The organism is Jannaschia faecimaris (assembly GCF_900107415.1).
GTDB lineage: Bacteria > Pseudomonadota > Alphaproteobacteria > Rhodobacterales > Rhodobacteraceae > Jannaschia > Jannaschia faecimaris.
Genome location: NZ_FNPX01000009.1, coordinates 72,001 through 85,859 on the forward strand (window position 1 = coordinate 72,001; position 13,859 = coordinate 85,859).

Annotated in this window: 10 protein-coding genes; 8 read left to right on the forward strand and 2 right to left on the reverse strand. The window is 63.9% G+C overall.

Features of this window, described 5'->3' with window-relative positions; all coding sequences use genetic code 11:
* Positions 1–84 precede the first annotated feature (84 nt).
* The gene (locus BLV27_RS11225; protein WP_092645966.1) at positions 85–1,119 is read left to right on the forward strand and encodes an alcohol dehydrogenase catalytic domain-containing protein; all 1,035 of its coding nucleotides are present in this window, start codon (positions 85–87) and stop codon (positions 1,117–1,119) included.
* Positions 1,120–1,144: 25 nt separating this feature from the next.
* Here the strand turns inward: BLV27_RS11225 and BLV27_RS11230 are convergent, their stop codons facing one another.
* Complete coding sequence (locus BLV27_RS11230) at positions 1,145–1,540, reverse strand: RidA family protein (RefSeq protein WP_092645968.1); 396 nt, start codon at positions 1,538–1,540, stop codon at positions 1,145–1,147.
* 66 nt (positions 1,541–1,606) lie between these two features.
* On the opposite strand from BLV27_RS11230, the gene BLV27_RS11235 reads away from it, so the two are divergent.
* The 5 genes from BLV27_RS11235 to BLV27_RS11255 all read left to right on the forward strand — a co-directional run bounded on the left by BLV27_RS11235 (position 1,607) and on the right by BLV27_RS11255 (position 9,991).
* Positions 1,607–2,425: a class I SAM-dependent methyltransferase gene (locus BLV27_RS11235; RefSeq protein WP_092645970.1), complete on the forward strand. Its 819-nt coding sequence runs from the start codon at positions 1,607–1,609 to the stop codon at positions 2,423–2,425.
* Positions 2,426–2,559: 134 nt separating this feature from the next.
* Positions 2,560–3,228, forward strand: a complete 669-nt coding sequence (gene purQ, locus BLV27_RS11240; RefSeq protein WP_092645972.1) for a phosphoribosylformylglycinamidine synthase subunit PurQ — start codon at positions 2,560–2,562, stop codon at positions 3,226–3,228.
* 58 nt (positions 3,229–3,286) lie between these two features.
* Positions 3,287–5,086 carry a sensor histidine kinase gene (locus BLV27_RS11245; RefSeq protein WP_092645974.1) on the forward strand — a complete coding sequence of 600 codons (1,800 nt, stop codon included), beginning with the start codon at positions 3,287–3,289 and terminating at the stop codon, positions 5,084–5,086.
* A gap of 8 nt (positions 5,087–5,094) precedes the next feature.
* Positions 5,095–6,429 carry a sigma-54-dependent transcriptional regulator gene (locus tag BLV27_RS11250; RefSeq protein ID WP_092645976.1) on the forward strand — a complete coding sequence of 445 codons (1,335 nt, stop codon included), beginning with the start codon at positions 5,095–5,097 and terminating at the stop codon, positions 6,427–6,429.
* Positions 6,430–6,874: 445 nt separating this feature from the next.
* Entirely contained in the window at positions 6,875–9,991 is a 3,117-nt protein-coding gene (locus BLV27_RS11255) for an Rne/Rng family ribonuclease (RefSeq protein ID WP_092645978.1), read from the forward strand.
* Positions 9,992–10,057: 66 nt separating this feature from the next.
* Here BLV27_RS11255 and BLV27_RS11260 read toward each other — a convergent pair whose 3' ends face one another.
* Positions 10,058–11,413: a M48 family metalloprotease gene (locus BLV27_RS11260; protein WP_244504627.1), complete on the reverse strand. Its 1,356-nt coding sequence runs from the start codon at positions 11,411–11,413 to the stop codon at positions 10,058–10,060.
* A gap of 28 nt (positions 11,414–11,441) precedes the next feature.
* On the opposite strand from BLV27_RS11260, the gene BLV27_RS11265 reads away from it, so the two are divergent.
* Together BLV27_RS11265 and BLV27_RS11270 are read left to right on the forward strand one after the other, a co-directional pair.
* Positions 11,442–12,590 carry a pyridoxal phosphate-dependent aminotransferase gene (locus tag BLV27_RS11265; RefSeq protein ID WP_092645982.1) on the forward strand — a complete coding sequence of 383 codons (1,149 nt, stop codon included), beginning with the start codon at positions 11,442–11,444 and terminating at the stop codon, positions 12,588–12,590.
* Positions 12,587–13,747, forward strand: a complete 1,161-nt coding sequence (locus BLV27_RS11270) for an N-acetylmuramoyl-L-alanine amidase family protein (RefSeq protein ID WP_092645984.1) — start codon at positions 12,587–12,589, stop codon at positions 13,745–13,747. The genes BLV27_RS11265 and BLV27_RS11270 overlap by 4 nt, the downstream gene beginning before the upstream one ends.
* Positions 13,748–13,859 lie beyond the last annotated feature (112 nt).

The following is a 13,859-nucleotide window of genomic DNA, read 5'->3' on the forward strand; positions in this document are numbered from 1 at the left end:
GATCCATCGGACGCCGCGCCAGATTAGGTGTTGCCAGTCGGGTGCAAATGCTGGCTGTTTCCCCGAAACGAGGGAGAGATCACCATGCGCGCCGCCGTCCTACGCGAATACAACGCCCCGCTATCCATTGAAGACCTGCCTGAGCCGGACTGCCCTTCAGACGGCGTCGTGTTGCGAACGATCGCCTGCGGTATATGCCGGTCGGACTGGCACGGCTGGGTCGGTGAGCATCCGCGCGTGAAGCCGGGTCAGATCGGCGGGCACGAATACTGCGGGGAAGTGGTGGCTGCTGGACCCAATGCGCAATTCGCGGTGGGCGACACATTGGTCGCGCCCTTTATCCTTGCTTGTGGAACCTGCCCTCAATGCCGCGCGGGGCAGCAAAACACCTGTTTCGATCAGCGCCTGCCGGGGTTCATCGAACCGGGGGCCTTTGCCGAATACGTCGCCGTACCGCGGGATCACAATCTGGCGCGCCTGCCTGAAGGTTTGTCGGCGACCGTCGCCGCCGGGCTTGGGTGTCGCGTGACGACCAGTTGGCATGCGCTGACCGGGCGGGCGGCGTTGCAAGCGGGCGAGTGGCTGGCCGTTCACGGCACCGGGGGCATCGGGTTGTCAGCGGCCCTGCTGGGCCGGGCACTGGGGGCGAATGTTGTCGTCGTCGACGTGGTACAGGAAAAGCTGGACCATGCGCTTAGCTTGGGCATCGATGCGGCGGTGCTCGCGTCTGATGACACGGCTGCGCAGATCAAGGAAATTACCGGTGGTGGTGCGCATGTCAGCGTGGAGGCTCTGGGCATCCCCGTCACCGTGAATGCCTCGATCCGTTGTCTGCGGGTGCTGGGCCGGCACGTGCAGGTGGGGATGCCGGTTGGTCATACCGCACAAATGGATGTCGACATGAGCGCAGTCTATCAAGGCAATCTGGCTCTTTACGGAACACGGGGAATGCCGTCCTGGCGGTATCCATCGCTGCTGGGCATGATCACCAGCGGCAAAGTCGACATGTCGCCCCTGATCGCGCGCGAAGTGGCGCTGTCCGACACGTCGGCGGAATTGGCCGCATTCAATGGACCGATGCCACCTGGCGTGGCGGTAATTACGGATTTTACGCGCTAGGCGTAGGTCTCGATCTTCCGGTCGATCAGTCGCTGATAATTGCGTCGACCTCCAGTTCCACCAGCCATTCTGGGTTAACGAAGCGGTCGATCGCCATGATAGTGTCCACGGGCCGGATATCCCGGAAGTACGTCTTGCGGACGTCGATCGCAGCCTTCCAGTTTTCGATGTCAGTCAGAATGACGCGGGTCCGCACCACGTGATGCAATCCCGAGCCCGCCTGACGCAGCGCGCTTTCTATCAGGTGCAGGCATTGCCGCGTCTGCGCGGCGGCATCGCCTATCCCGACGGTCTTGCCATCGGCATCGACCGGTGCCGTACCTCCGACCGAGATGAAGGGGCCGACCCGGACGGCGCGCGAGAACCCGACGATAGCCTCCATCGGGTTGCCGTTGGAAATGAGCGTTCTGTCGTAATTCATGCTATGCTCCTTTTTAGTGCCCGGAGCATAGCATGATTCAGCATCGGAAAGACTGGAGAGGGGAATATGTCCGCAGCAGCAGAATTCGACGCGTGGAGCGCGGGGCAAAACTACGAACACTACATGGGTCGCTGGAGCCGCGGCATCGCGGCGCTTTTCCTTGATTGGCTGGCCCCGCCTGCGCAGGCGGACTGGTTGGAGGTCGGCTGCGGGACCGGAGCGCTTACGGAAGAAATACTGGCAGACGCGGATCCCCGGTCGATCATCGCGACCGACCGATCCGCCGATTTTGTCAGCTATGCCGAACAACTGATTGACGATTCCCGCGTGCGCTTCGCCATCGCGGATGCGCTGGATCTTCCGGGGCCTGACGCATCCACGGATATCGTAACCTCCGCGCTTGTGCTGAACTTCGTCGAAGACAGGCTGGCCGCACTTGCGGAAATGCGCCGGGTTCTTCGGCCCGGAGGTGTCCTGTCATTTTATGTCTGGGATTATCCCGGCGGTGGAATGGGCATCATCGATGCCTTCTGGACGGCGGCCGCCGAGGTCGATCCGGACGCCGCCGAGTTGAGGGAAAACGCGCGGTTTCCGTTCTGCACGAAGGACCGGCTGAATACCCTTTGCGAGGGGGCAGGCATTCCCAACGCGGAGATCGCGGCCATTGAGATGGACGCCGTATTCCCCGATTTCGAATCGTTCTGGTACCCCTTCACGCTTGGTTCGGGTCCGGCCCCAAGCTATTGCATGAGCCTTCCGCCGGATCAGAGGTATCATGTGAAGGAACACCTTGCCGCCCTGGTCGAGACCGGCGGTCCAATCGTTCTTCCCGCGCGTGCATGGGCGGTTCGCGCCGACAAGATCGGATGGCGCTTCCCCAATTGATGCCGCTAGGCACCCGCGCAAGGATCGCGGTGGGAATGATCGTCGCCCCGTGAAAGGATCGTCGGCGACGCTGGAACTCGCCGGGGAAATGTGAAAAACGCTCCGCAGGTTCCCTGCTTTGTGAAGGTTCTCCCATGAAAGCCGCCGTCCTCGTCTTCCCCGGATCCAATTGCGACCGCGATCTTGCCGTGGCGTTTCGTGCCGCCGGGTTCGACACAACGATGGTCTGGCACAAGGAGACGGTGCTGCCTTCGGGCGTGGATCTGGTGGGCGTACCGGGCGGATTTTCCTATGGCGACTACCTGAGATGCGGGGCGATTGCGGCGCGGTCGCCCATCGCGGCGGCGCTCAGGGCCCACGCCGACCGGGGCGGCTTTGTATTCGCCCCCTGCAACGGCTTCCAGATCCTGACGGAAGCCGGGATGCTGCCGGGGGCGCTGCTGCGAAATGCGGGGATGAAGTACATCTGCCAGACCGTCGGCCTGCGCGTCGAAGAGACCGAGAGCGCGTTCACTTCGGGCTACGACGTCGGGCAGGTGATCGATATTCCGATCGCCCACCATGAGGGCAATTATACCGCCGACGAGGATACCATTGATCGTCTAAACGCCGAGAACCTGGTGGCATTTCGCTATGTCGCGACGCCGAACGGGGCAACCGATGGCATTGCGGGAATCCTGTCGCCCAACCGCCGGGTTCTGGGAATGATGCCCCACCCCGAGCGTGCCGCCGATCCGCTCCAGGGCGGCACCGACGGCGCGGTTCTATTTCGCAGCGTAGCCGGGGCACTCGTCTCCGCGTGATCCCGCCTGCGGGACGAGCCATGCTTGAGACGAATCCGTCCTGCGGCTACAAAACCTGATGTTCTGGCGCACCCCAAAGGACAAGGCTGCGGAAAAGCCCAAAGTCGGAGGCACCGCGTCGCCCGAGCGGGTGAAGCTGCGCCTGCCTTGGGCCGTGCGTATCCTTATCGTGCTGACCATCATCGCGGCAGGTGCCGCGATCTGGATCGTGAACATCCTGCTGACCGAACGGCTGGTCGACGCAACACGGCAAAGGGCGGAGCTGCGTCAATCGCTTTATGGTGGTGCGATCCTGTCGGAGTTGCAGCGGAATTCGGTCGTGCCATTGCTACTGGCGCGGGATCCGACGCTGATTGCGGCGCTCAAGGCGCAGGATTTCTCAACCTCCAGCCAGCGTCTGATTTCCTACGTCGACGAGATCGGTGCCGCTTCGATTCGATTGATGGACATGGAGGGTCGGACCGTTGCCGCGACCGACCGCGAACAACTGGGAAGCCTTTATCCAGAAAGCCCGTTCTTCACCGAGGCCGTGGCGACCACGGACACGGTCTTTACTATCTTCCCCTCGAATACAGGTGCCTACGAAGCATCGTTCAGCCGCGTTGTGCGCGACGGGGCGACCCAGTTGGGTGTGCTTCAGGTGCAGGTGAACCTGTCGCAGTTCGAAAGCCGCTGGCGCGGAACAACCGCGGCCGTCGCGGTGACGGATGCCACGGGCACGGTGATCCTGACGACCGAACCGCGCTGGCGCGGGCAACAGTTGGACGCAGCGATTGACGCAAACTCGGTGCCATCGGCGCTGGAGCGTGCGCTGGTTACGTCCGGGGCCTTTGGTGCGAACGTGAACGAAGGCTATTTCTCGGGTAATGCCCTGATCCAGCTGGAAACCCGTGTGCCCTTCCGGGGATGGCGGCTGGTCAGTTTCACCTCCTACGAGTCGGTGCGCGAGCGGGTGAACGGGGTTTTGGCGCTGATCATCACTGGCTTTGCCCTGCTGTTGACGCTGGGGTTCTACCTGCTCAATCGACGCTCAACCCTGCGGTCGGTCCTGTTCCAGCGGGAATCGCTGAAATTGCGCCAGCTGAACAACCGGCTGTCGAGCGAGATTGCGGAGCGCAAGCGCGTGCAGGAAGAGCTTAAGGAAACCGAGCAGAGCCTTGCACAGTCGTCGAAGCTGGCTGCGCTGGGAGAAATGTCGGCGGCCGTCAGCCACGAGCTGAACCAGCCGCTTGCGGCGATGAAGACGTATCTGGCCGGTGCCCGCCTGCTGTTGCAGCGTCGGCGCGCCGATGAGGCATTGTCGTCCTTCCAGCGGATCGACGATTTGATTGATCGGATGGGCGCGATCACCCGACAATTGAAGTCCTATGCCCGTAAGGGTGGCGAGGCGTTCGAGCCTGTCGACGTGCGCGATGCTTTGTCTTCCGCGTTGACCCTGATGGAGCCGCAGCTGCGACAAGAGAGAATTCAACTGGTGCAGACAGTGCCCGATACGCCGGTCATGGCGCTGTGCGACCGGTTGCGGCTGGAGCAGGTCATCATCAACCTGGTCCGCAACGCGCTGGACGCGATGCATGGGGCCGATGAGCGAGAGCTGGACATCCTGCTGACCTCTGGGGAGGAGGTCGTTTTGGCGGTCCACGATACCGGGCATGGGTTGCAGGACCCGGAAAAGTTGTTCGAGCCGTTCTACACAACCAAGAAGCCGGGCGAGGGGGTAGGGCTTGGCTTGGCCATCAGTTCGGGTATCATCAATGACTTGGGTGGGCGGTTGACCGCGCGAAACGCCGCGCGGGGCGGTGCCGTGTTTGAAGTTCGCCTTCCCGCGATAGATATGGCGTTGGACGCAGCCGAATAGGAATTCCCATGGCCGAGCAGACCCGGATCGCGATCGTCGACGACGAACAGGACATGCGTCAGTCGATCAGCCAGTGGCTGGCCTTGTCGGGTTTCGCCACCGAAACCTATGCAAGCGCCGAGGAGGCGTTGAAGAAGATTACCCCGGAGTTCCCCGGCGTCGTTATCAGCGATATCCGCATGCCCGGCATGGACGGGATGCAGTTCCTGAAAAAGCTGATGAGCCAGGACAGCAGCCTGCCCGTGATCATGATCACAGGTCACGGTGATGTGCCCATGGCGGTCGAAGCGATGCAATTGGGTGCCTATGACTTCATGGAAAAGCCATTCAACCCTGACCGGTTGACAGATTTGGCGCGGCGGGCGGCGCAGGCACGCAAGCTGACGCTCGACAACCGGGCGCTGCGCCGGGAGCTGTCGGATGGCACCGTTCTGATGCGCAAGCTGATCGGCACGTCACCGGCAATGGAGCGTCTGCGGGAGGACATTCTTGATCTGGGGCAGGCCGATACGCATGTCTTGATCGACGGAGAGACGGGCACGGGCAAGACGCTGGTCGCGCACGCACTGCACGCGGTCGGGCCTCGGCAAGGCAAGACGTTCGCGCTTACCTCCTGCGCCGCTCTTGGCGAGGAGGCGTTGGGGGCCAAGCTGTTCGGTCCGGTGACCGAAGGTGGCCTGCCATTGGTCGAGGAGGCGCGCGGCGGCACGCTGGTGCTGGAAGATATCGAGGCGCTGCCCATGGCGCTTCAGGCGCGTCTGCTGACATTCATCAACGATCAGGGCACGCCGGCGGAAACGCGCATCGTGGCGATCCACAACGGGTCCGATCCGGAAAAGACGTTGGAGGATTCGCTGCGCCCCGACCTCTTCTTCCGGCTTGCCGCAATGAAGCTGGTGCTGCCCCCCTTGCGCAATCGCGGCGAGGACGTGCTGACCCTGTTCACCCATTTTGCCGAAACCTTTGGTGATGAATACGGGGCGACGCCGCCGCAGCTTTCGGCACAGGAAGCCGCGCAACTGCTTCAGGCACCGTGGCCGGGCAACGTGCGTCAGCTAATCAACCTGGCGGAACGCGCGGTGCTGCAGCAGCGGCGCGGGACGGGGTCCATCTCCAGCCTTTTGATGTCGGACACGCAGGAGCAGGGCGAAACCGTTCAGGTCACGACCGAGGGCAAGCCGCTCAAGGAATATGTCGAGGCGTTCGAACGGATGCTGATCGACAACACCATGCGCCGCCATCGCGGATCGATCGCAGGCGTCATGGAAGAATTGTCGCTGCCCCGGCGGACTCTGAACGAGAAGATGGCGAAATACGGATTGAGCCGGTCGAACTACCTCTGACGTGACACTTGGCGCAGACGCTCGCGTTGATGCTCCTATTGTGTAAAGCGGTCTTGCAGGCCGTCTTTTTCGTTGCGAAGGCGTCAAATTTGTAACACTAACGAAGTACGGTTGTGCTGCGGATTGGTCGGCGGTCGGAACCGGTGAGATTCTTCCCCGTGCACGTCCGGTCCCGCATGAGGTCCGCGCATCGGGGGAAGTTTACGAAGGCAGATACTGTCTTCGGCGAGACGCCCGGATCAAATCCCCGGGCATTGTTTGGACCCAATGCGCCGGACTTCCGGCGTCGCGGGCCGGAGTAAACGCGCGATGACGCAGGACACAACAGCGAACGACGGGATGCGGCTTGACCGCCCCGCCGCCGTTTTGACTGCTCGCGCCCCATCACAAAGACAGGCCAGGTTGATGCCCCCCGTGGTGCCAACTCGCTGTCGCGGAAAGTATAATGGCGAAGAAAATGCTGATCGACGCCACCCACCCGGAAGAGACCCGGGTCGTGGTGGCAGACGGAAACAAAGTCGAGGAGTTTGATTTCGAAAGCCTGAACAAGCGGCAGCTTGCAGGCAATATCTACTTGGCGAAGGTGACGCGGGTCGAACCGTCACTTCAGGCCGCATTCGTGGATTATGGCGGCAACCGTCATGGATTCTTGGCCTTTTCGGAAATCCACCCCGACTATTACCAGATCCCCAAGGCCGATCGCGATGCGATTCTGGCCGAAGAACGTGCTTTTGCCGAAGCGCAGGCCGCGGCCGATGAAGCCGCCGACGCCAAGTCGGCGAAGCGGCTTGACGAGGCCGACGAAAACGAGGCCGAGGACATCGGCGAGGAAGCCCCGAAGAAGAGCCGCTCGCGCTCCCGTTCCCGCACGCGTAGCCGTTCGAAGAAGGCGACCGAGGGCGATGCGCAGGACGCCGGCGCGCCCGCCGCAGAAGAACCCGCCGCAGAAGAAACTGACGGGGCGACCACCGCGAAGGCCGAGATCGAGGCCATCGAAGCGGCCACCGACGCCGTCGTGTCCGGCACACCCGCAGAGGTGTCGGAAGCCGCGACCGAAACTGCCGGTCAGGGTGCCGTCAAGGACGACGAGACTGCCGCGCGCGCGGACGGCAGCAAAGACCAGGACGATCAGGATGACGACGGTCCTGTCACCACGATCGCGGAAAGTGCCGGTCTTGAAGATGAGACCGTAACCTCAGGAGGCGAGGAAGCCGACGTTGCGGAAGCGGCCCCGTCGGACGCGCAACCCGAGGCGACCGCCCCGGCGGAACCTTCCGGCATGGAGACCGTAGACTTTGGTGACAAGGACTCGGAAGGTGAAGCCGACACCGATCAGGCCCAGGCACCGGCGGGAGAGAAGCCCAAACGTTCGCGTTCCCGCTCGCGCAGCCGGTCCAAGAAGGCCGAGCCTGCCGAGAAGGATGAGACCGTCGAGACCGTGGCCGACGACGACACCGAGGAGGACATCCGTCCCCCTCGCGTTCAACGCCCCAAGGCCCGCAAGTACAAGATCCAGGAAGTCGTGAAGGTTCGCCAGATCATGCTGGTTCAGGTCGTCAAGGAGGAGCGGGGCAACAAGGGTGCTGCACTGACGACCTACCTGTCGCTGGCCGGTCGGTATTGTGTCCTCATGCCGAATACTGCCCGTGGCGGTGGTATCAGCCGCAAGATCACCAACGCGGTGGACCGCAAGAAACTCAAGGAGATCGCGCAGGAGATCGATGTGCCGCAGGGCGCAGGCCTGATCGTGCGCACGGCCGGGGCCAAGCGCACCAAGACCGAGATCAAGCGCGATTACGAATACCTTCAACGGATGTGGGAACAGGTGCGCGAGCTGACGCTCAAGTCGATTGCGCCCGCGCCCATCTATGAAGAGGGCAACCTGATCCACCGCTCGATCCGTGACCTGTACAACCGCGACATCGACGAGGTGATCGTGGAGGGCGAGGCCGGGTATCGGGACGCCAAGGACTACATGAAGCTGATCATGCCGTCCCATGCAAAGAACGTGAAACTCCATGCTGAGGGCGGTCAGCCGCTCTTCGCCAAGCATGGTGTGGAGTCGTATCTGGCGGGCATGTTCAACCCGACCGTGCAGCTCAAATCCGGCGGCTACATCGTCATCGATGTGACCGAGGCGCTGGTTGCAGTCGACGTCAACTCCGGCAAGTCCACGAAGGAAGGCTCGATCGAGGACACGGCCGTAAAGACCAACCTGGAGGCCGCCGCCGAGGTGGCGCGTCAGGCCAAGTTGCGCGACCTTGCCGGTCTGATCGTGATCGACTTCATTGACATGGATGAGCGCAAGAACAACGCTGCCGTGGAGAAATGCCTCAAGGACGCGCTCAAGCACGACCGCGCCCGTATTCAGGTGGGCCGCATCTCCGGCTTCGGCCTTCTGGAGATGTCGCGTCAACGTTTGCGCCCCGGCATGTTGGAGGCGACCACGCAGGCCTGCCCGCATTGTCAGGGAACGGGCCTGATACGGTCCGACGACTCGGTCGCGCTGTCGATCCTGCGCGCGCTGGAAGAGGAAGGCGTCAAGAAACGCAGCCGCGAGGTGAAACTGACGGTCCCCGTCGATGTCTGCAATTATCTGATGAACGAAAAGCGGGAGCATCTGGCCACGATCGAAGCGCGCTTCGACATGGCCGTGCGCGTCGTCGCAGACCCGCATATGATTGCTCCCGACTACTCGATCGAGAAGTTCAAGACGGCCACCCGCGTCATCCCGAAAGCCAGGAACGTGGTTCAGATGGACACCTCCTGGTCCCCCGAGGAAGAGGACGATGTTGTCGAGTCTGAGGCCGAGGAAGTCGAGGACGCAGAAGCCCAACAGGTTGACGCAACTCCGGCGCAGATGGCCCGCGCGGACGACGAGGGCGGCAACGAGAACGGCGATGGCGCGCCAAGAAAGAAGCGCCGCCGCCGGTCGCGCCGCAAGAAGTCCGGCAATGGCGATGGCCAGAACGGTGAGAATGGCCAGAATGGCGCGTCCGATGCCTCGGGCGAAGGGCAGGCTGACGTGTCGCCCGCACCGAAAACTGATGCTGCTGACACTGCGGTCGCTGACCTGCCGCCACAGGATACTGGGGCCGAAACGAGTGACGTAGCGGCTCCGGATCAGACTGAGGACGCCCCGAAACCCAAGCCGAGGTCGCGCAGCCGGTCACGGTCCAAGAAACCTGCCGCTGAGATCGTCGAGACCCCTGCGGAATCGGCGGCACAACCGGCCGAACCGACTCCGGAACCCGCCGCCGAGGCGCCGCCGCCGGTTTCGGAGCAGGTCCCCGAAGCCCAGTCGGAGGAACCCAAGACTGCGACCGCTCCGGCCAAGCCGAAGTCCAGGTCACGCGCTCGCGCCAAGGCCCCGGCACCGAGTGCCGCGCCCTCGGAACCGGTGGCTGAGGTTGCCGACACGGCGGAGGTTGAGACTGCCCCCGAGCCGGTACAGGAGGCAGTGACGCCGCAGCCTGCGCAGGAAGCACCGGCCTCTGACGCTCCGGAAAAGGAAGCTCCGGCCAAGCCGAAGCGCAAGGGTTGGTGGTCGTTCGGCAACTGATCGCCGATGTCAGACAGTAGAAAGGGCGTGTCTTCGGGCGCGCCCTTTTTTCGTACTGTCGCCCGTTCAGCGGCGGGGCGCGGTCGCCAGGATATCTTGCGCGCGGAGCCAGCCGGAGGAGCCACTTGGCAGCAGGCCCTCGGCGCGTTTTGCATGGATTGCCGCATCGTCCAGGCGTCCCAGCACGGCATAACGCTCCGCCGTAGCGACTGATGCAAGGCCCGTGTTGCCCTGCCTTGCATGAGCCGTCGCAAGATCGCGAAGCATGGCGGGATCATAAGGGTCATTGGCGCGGGCGCGTTCCAGCACTTGCAGCGCCTTCGCGGTCTGTCCGGCGGCCATCATCGCACGGCCCAGACCGGCTTGGATCAACGGCTCGCGCGGGGCAATCTGCGCGGCACGGCCATAGCTGGCGGCGGCGGGCGCTGCCTGACCCGATTCCAACAGGAACTGGCCGCGCAACTCATGGTAATAGGCATCGCCGGGGCGCGCCGCGATCAGGCTGTCGATCGCCGAAAGCGCCCCGCGCAGATCGGCCTGTCTGTGCTCGGCGATGGCGCGCCGCAGTACGGAAATTTCGTCCATATCCCGCCCTACGCGCCGCAGGGTCCAGCGGGGCGCGCGCAGGAAGGCCGAGAGCTTGCCGGTAGCCCGCGCATACCAGTAATCGACCGCGCGCCGATCCACGCTGCGCGGCGTGACGGCGGCGGCGAATCCCTCGACCGCGCGGATGCGGTCACGCGTCAGGGGGTGGGTCTGGGCGTAGGGATCCTGCCTTCCGATGGTCAGCAACTCCTGTCCGCGAAAGAGCTCCAGAACCTCACGCGCGGCCTTCGGGTCGGTGCCCGCTGCGGCCATGTAACGCAGGGAGGACTGGTCGGCGCTGGCCTCCTCGGCGCGGGTGTGGGCAAACAGGGTTCTCTGTGCTGCCGATGCCGTCCCGGCCGCCACGCCCATTCCCGCCCGTGATCCACCTGCCGCCGCCGCCGCGACCGACAGGATCAGGCCGAGCTTGGCCGCAGTCGCCGCCTGCCGCGCGGCGGCGGGGCGACGGGTCAGGTGGCCATTGGCGATATGGGCGGCCTCATGTGCCAGGACGGCCTGCAACTGATCCGCGCTCTCCATGCGCAGCAACAAGCCCGAGTGAATGAAGATGGCGCGCGCATTGCCGACAAAGGCGTTCATCTTGTCGTCGTTGATGATGTAGATTTTCACCGACCCCGGCAGTCCAGCCTGTTGCAGGATCGGCTGCGCCACCTGCCGCAGGGCGTATTCGATTTCCGCGTCCCGGATCAGACCTTGCGAAAGCGCCTGAACGGCACTGAGCATCAGCGCGAAGGCGGCGGTGGTCAGCTTGCGGAACATCGCGTCTCTCCCGTTTGGGGCAGGGGTGTCATTGACGGCCCCGGGCGTCCGGGTCATCACGTGCCGAGCAGTATCGGAGGCACGGATGGCAGGTGCAAGGCAGGTCTCGAACCGCAGTCAGGTCGATCCGTTCATCGTGATGGACGTGATGGAGCAGGCGCGGCGTTTGGAAGACGCGGGCCGCAGCATCATTCACATGGAAGTGGGCCAGCCCGGCACCGCCGCCCCGCAGGCGGCGCGTGATGGTCTGACGGCGGCGATGGCGCAGGGGCCGCTGGGTTATACCGTGGCGCTTGGCTTGCCGGAGCTGCGGGCGAGGATCGCGCGGCTTTATCACGACTGGTACGGGATCGACCTGAACCCGGATCGCGTAGTTGTGACCGCCGGGTCGTCGGCGGCCTTCCTGTTGGCGTTCACCGCGCTGTTTGACGCCGGAGACCGGGTGGGGCTGGGCCTGCCGTGCTACCCGTCCTACCGTCAGATTCTCAAGGCGCTGTCGCTAGAGGTCGTCGGCATTCAGACCAAGGCCGAGAACCGGTTTCAGCCCATGGCGAGCGACCTGCCGGACTTGGCCGGGCTGATCGTCGCTTCGCCCGCGAACCCGACAGGCACAATGCTCGACCGGTCATCGATGGCGGCGTTGATCGAGGCTTGCCATGCGCAGGGGGCTGCGTTCATCTCGGACGAAATCTATCATGGTCTGCACTACGACGCGCCCGCCGTCTCGGCGCTTGAGGTGTCGGACGACGTCTATGTCATCAATTCCTTCAGCAAGTATTTCTCGATGACGGGATGGCGGATCGGCTGGATGGTCGTGCCCGAGGATCACATTCGCACGATCGAGAGGCTGGCGCAGAACATGTTCATATGCGCCCCCCATGCCAGTCAGATCGCCGCGTTGCACGCGATGGAGGCCACGGAGGAACTGGAGGCCAACCGCGCCGTCTATGCCCGCAATCGCGAACTGATGCTGGAGGGTTTGCCGCGCGCCGGGTTCGACCGCATCGCGCCGCCGGACGGGGCGTTCTACATCTATGCCGATGTCAGCCACCTAACGGATGACAGCCTGAAGTTTGCCTCGGAAGTCCTTGAAAAGTCAGGGGTGGCGGTGACGCCCGGCCTTGATTTCGACCCGGAGCGGGGGCGCGGTTTCCTACGGTTCAGCTACGCGCGGGCGACGGCGGATATCGAGGAGGGTCTTGCGCGCCTGAAGACCTTCATGGACGCGCGATGATCCGGCTTCTCGCCCTTCTGATCTGTCTGGTCGGCCCCGCCGCTGCGCAGGAATTCAACGCGCGCGCCACGGTCGAGGCGATCCGCATGGACGGGGAGGAGGTCGCGGTCGCGATCAGCCAACCGGTGCGTTGGCGCGTCTTCGTGGAAGCGGACTCCTGGCGCTTGGTCCTGGATACGTCGGAGGTTGATTGGAGTTCAGCTGATCCGGCGGCGATCGCCGTGGACGCCGAGTGGCGGGCCGGGCGAATCCGCGCGGGCTGGTCGCGCCTGATGTTCGAACTGCCCGGTCCCATGCGGATCGAGCGGGCGTGGATGGACACCGACGTGGGCACCACGATCAACGTGGTTCTGACCGAGGGAGCGGGTTCGGTTGGCCCGCTGAACCCGCAGGCATGGGATGTGCGCCCCTCGACCACGGTGCCCACGGTGCAGCGCCGACGCCAGACTGGTGATCGCCCGCTGGTCATCGCATTGGATCCGGGCCACGGCGGCGTCGATCCGGGGGCTGAGGCGGGCGGCCTGACCGAGGCCGCGCTGATGTTGCGGTTCGCGCGGGAGTTGTCGGATGTGTTGAAACGCCGGGGGCACGAGGTGGTACTCACGCGCGATGGTGATGAATTCGTCGGCCTGCGGGGCCGGTCCACCATTGCGCGCGCCGGCCAGGCGGACCTGATGCTCTCGCTGCACGCCGACGCGGTGGAGGGCGGCGGGGCCGAGGGTGCGACCGTATATACTCTCGCCCCCGGCAACGAGACTCAGCTCGCCGCCGAAATCGCGCAGCGACATGGACGCGATGATCTTCTGCTCGGCGTGGGCGATGTTGAGCAGGGGGACGAGATCGCGCGCATTCTGGTTGAACTTGCCCGAGCTGAAACCGCCCCGCGGTCGGTCAAGCTGGCCGACGCATTGGTTGCGGGGTTGAACGCGGCGGGAATCCGGCTGCATAAGCGGCCCCGTCTGGGTGGCAAGTTCACCGTGCTCAAGGCCCCCGATATCCCCTCGGTCTTGCTGGAACTGGGGTTCATGTCGAATACACAGGACCTTGCAAATCTCGGGAACCCGGACTGGCGGTCGCGGATGGCCGTGGCGATTGCGAATGGTGTCGCGGCTTGGGCCGAGCAGGACGCTGCGGAGGCTTTGCTGCTGCGCCAATAGTCGGATCAAGCGGTCGCGTTCGTGCTCGGTGGGCCTGCTTGCGAATTGCCGCCAAAGGCCGATTTCGGCAGACGGATGGGACCGTTGGGCGCGGTTTTGAAGGCGGGGACGG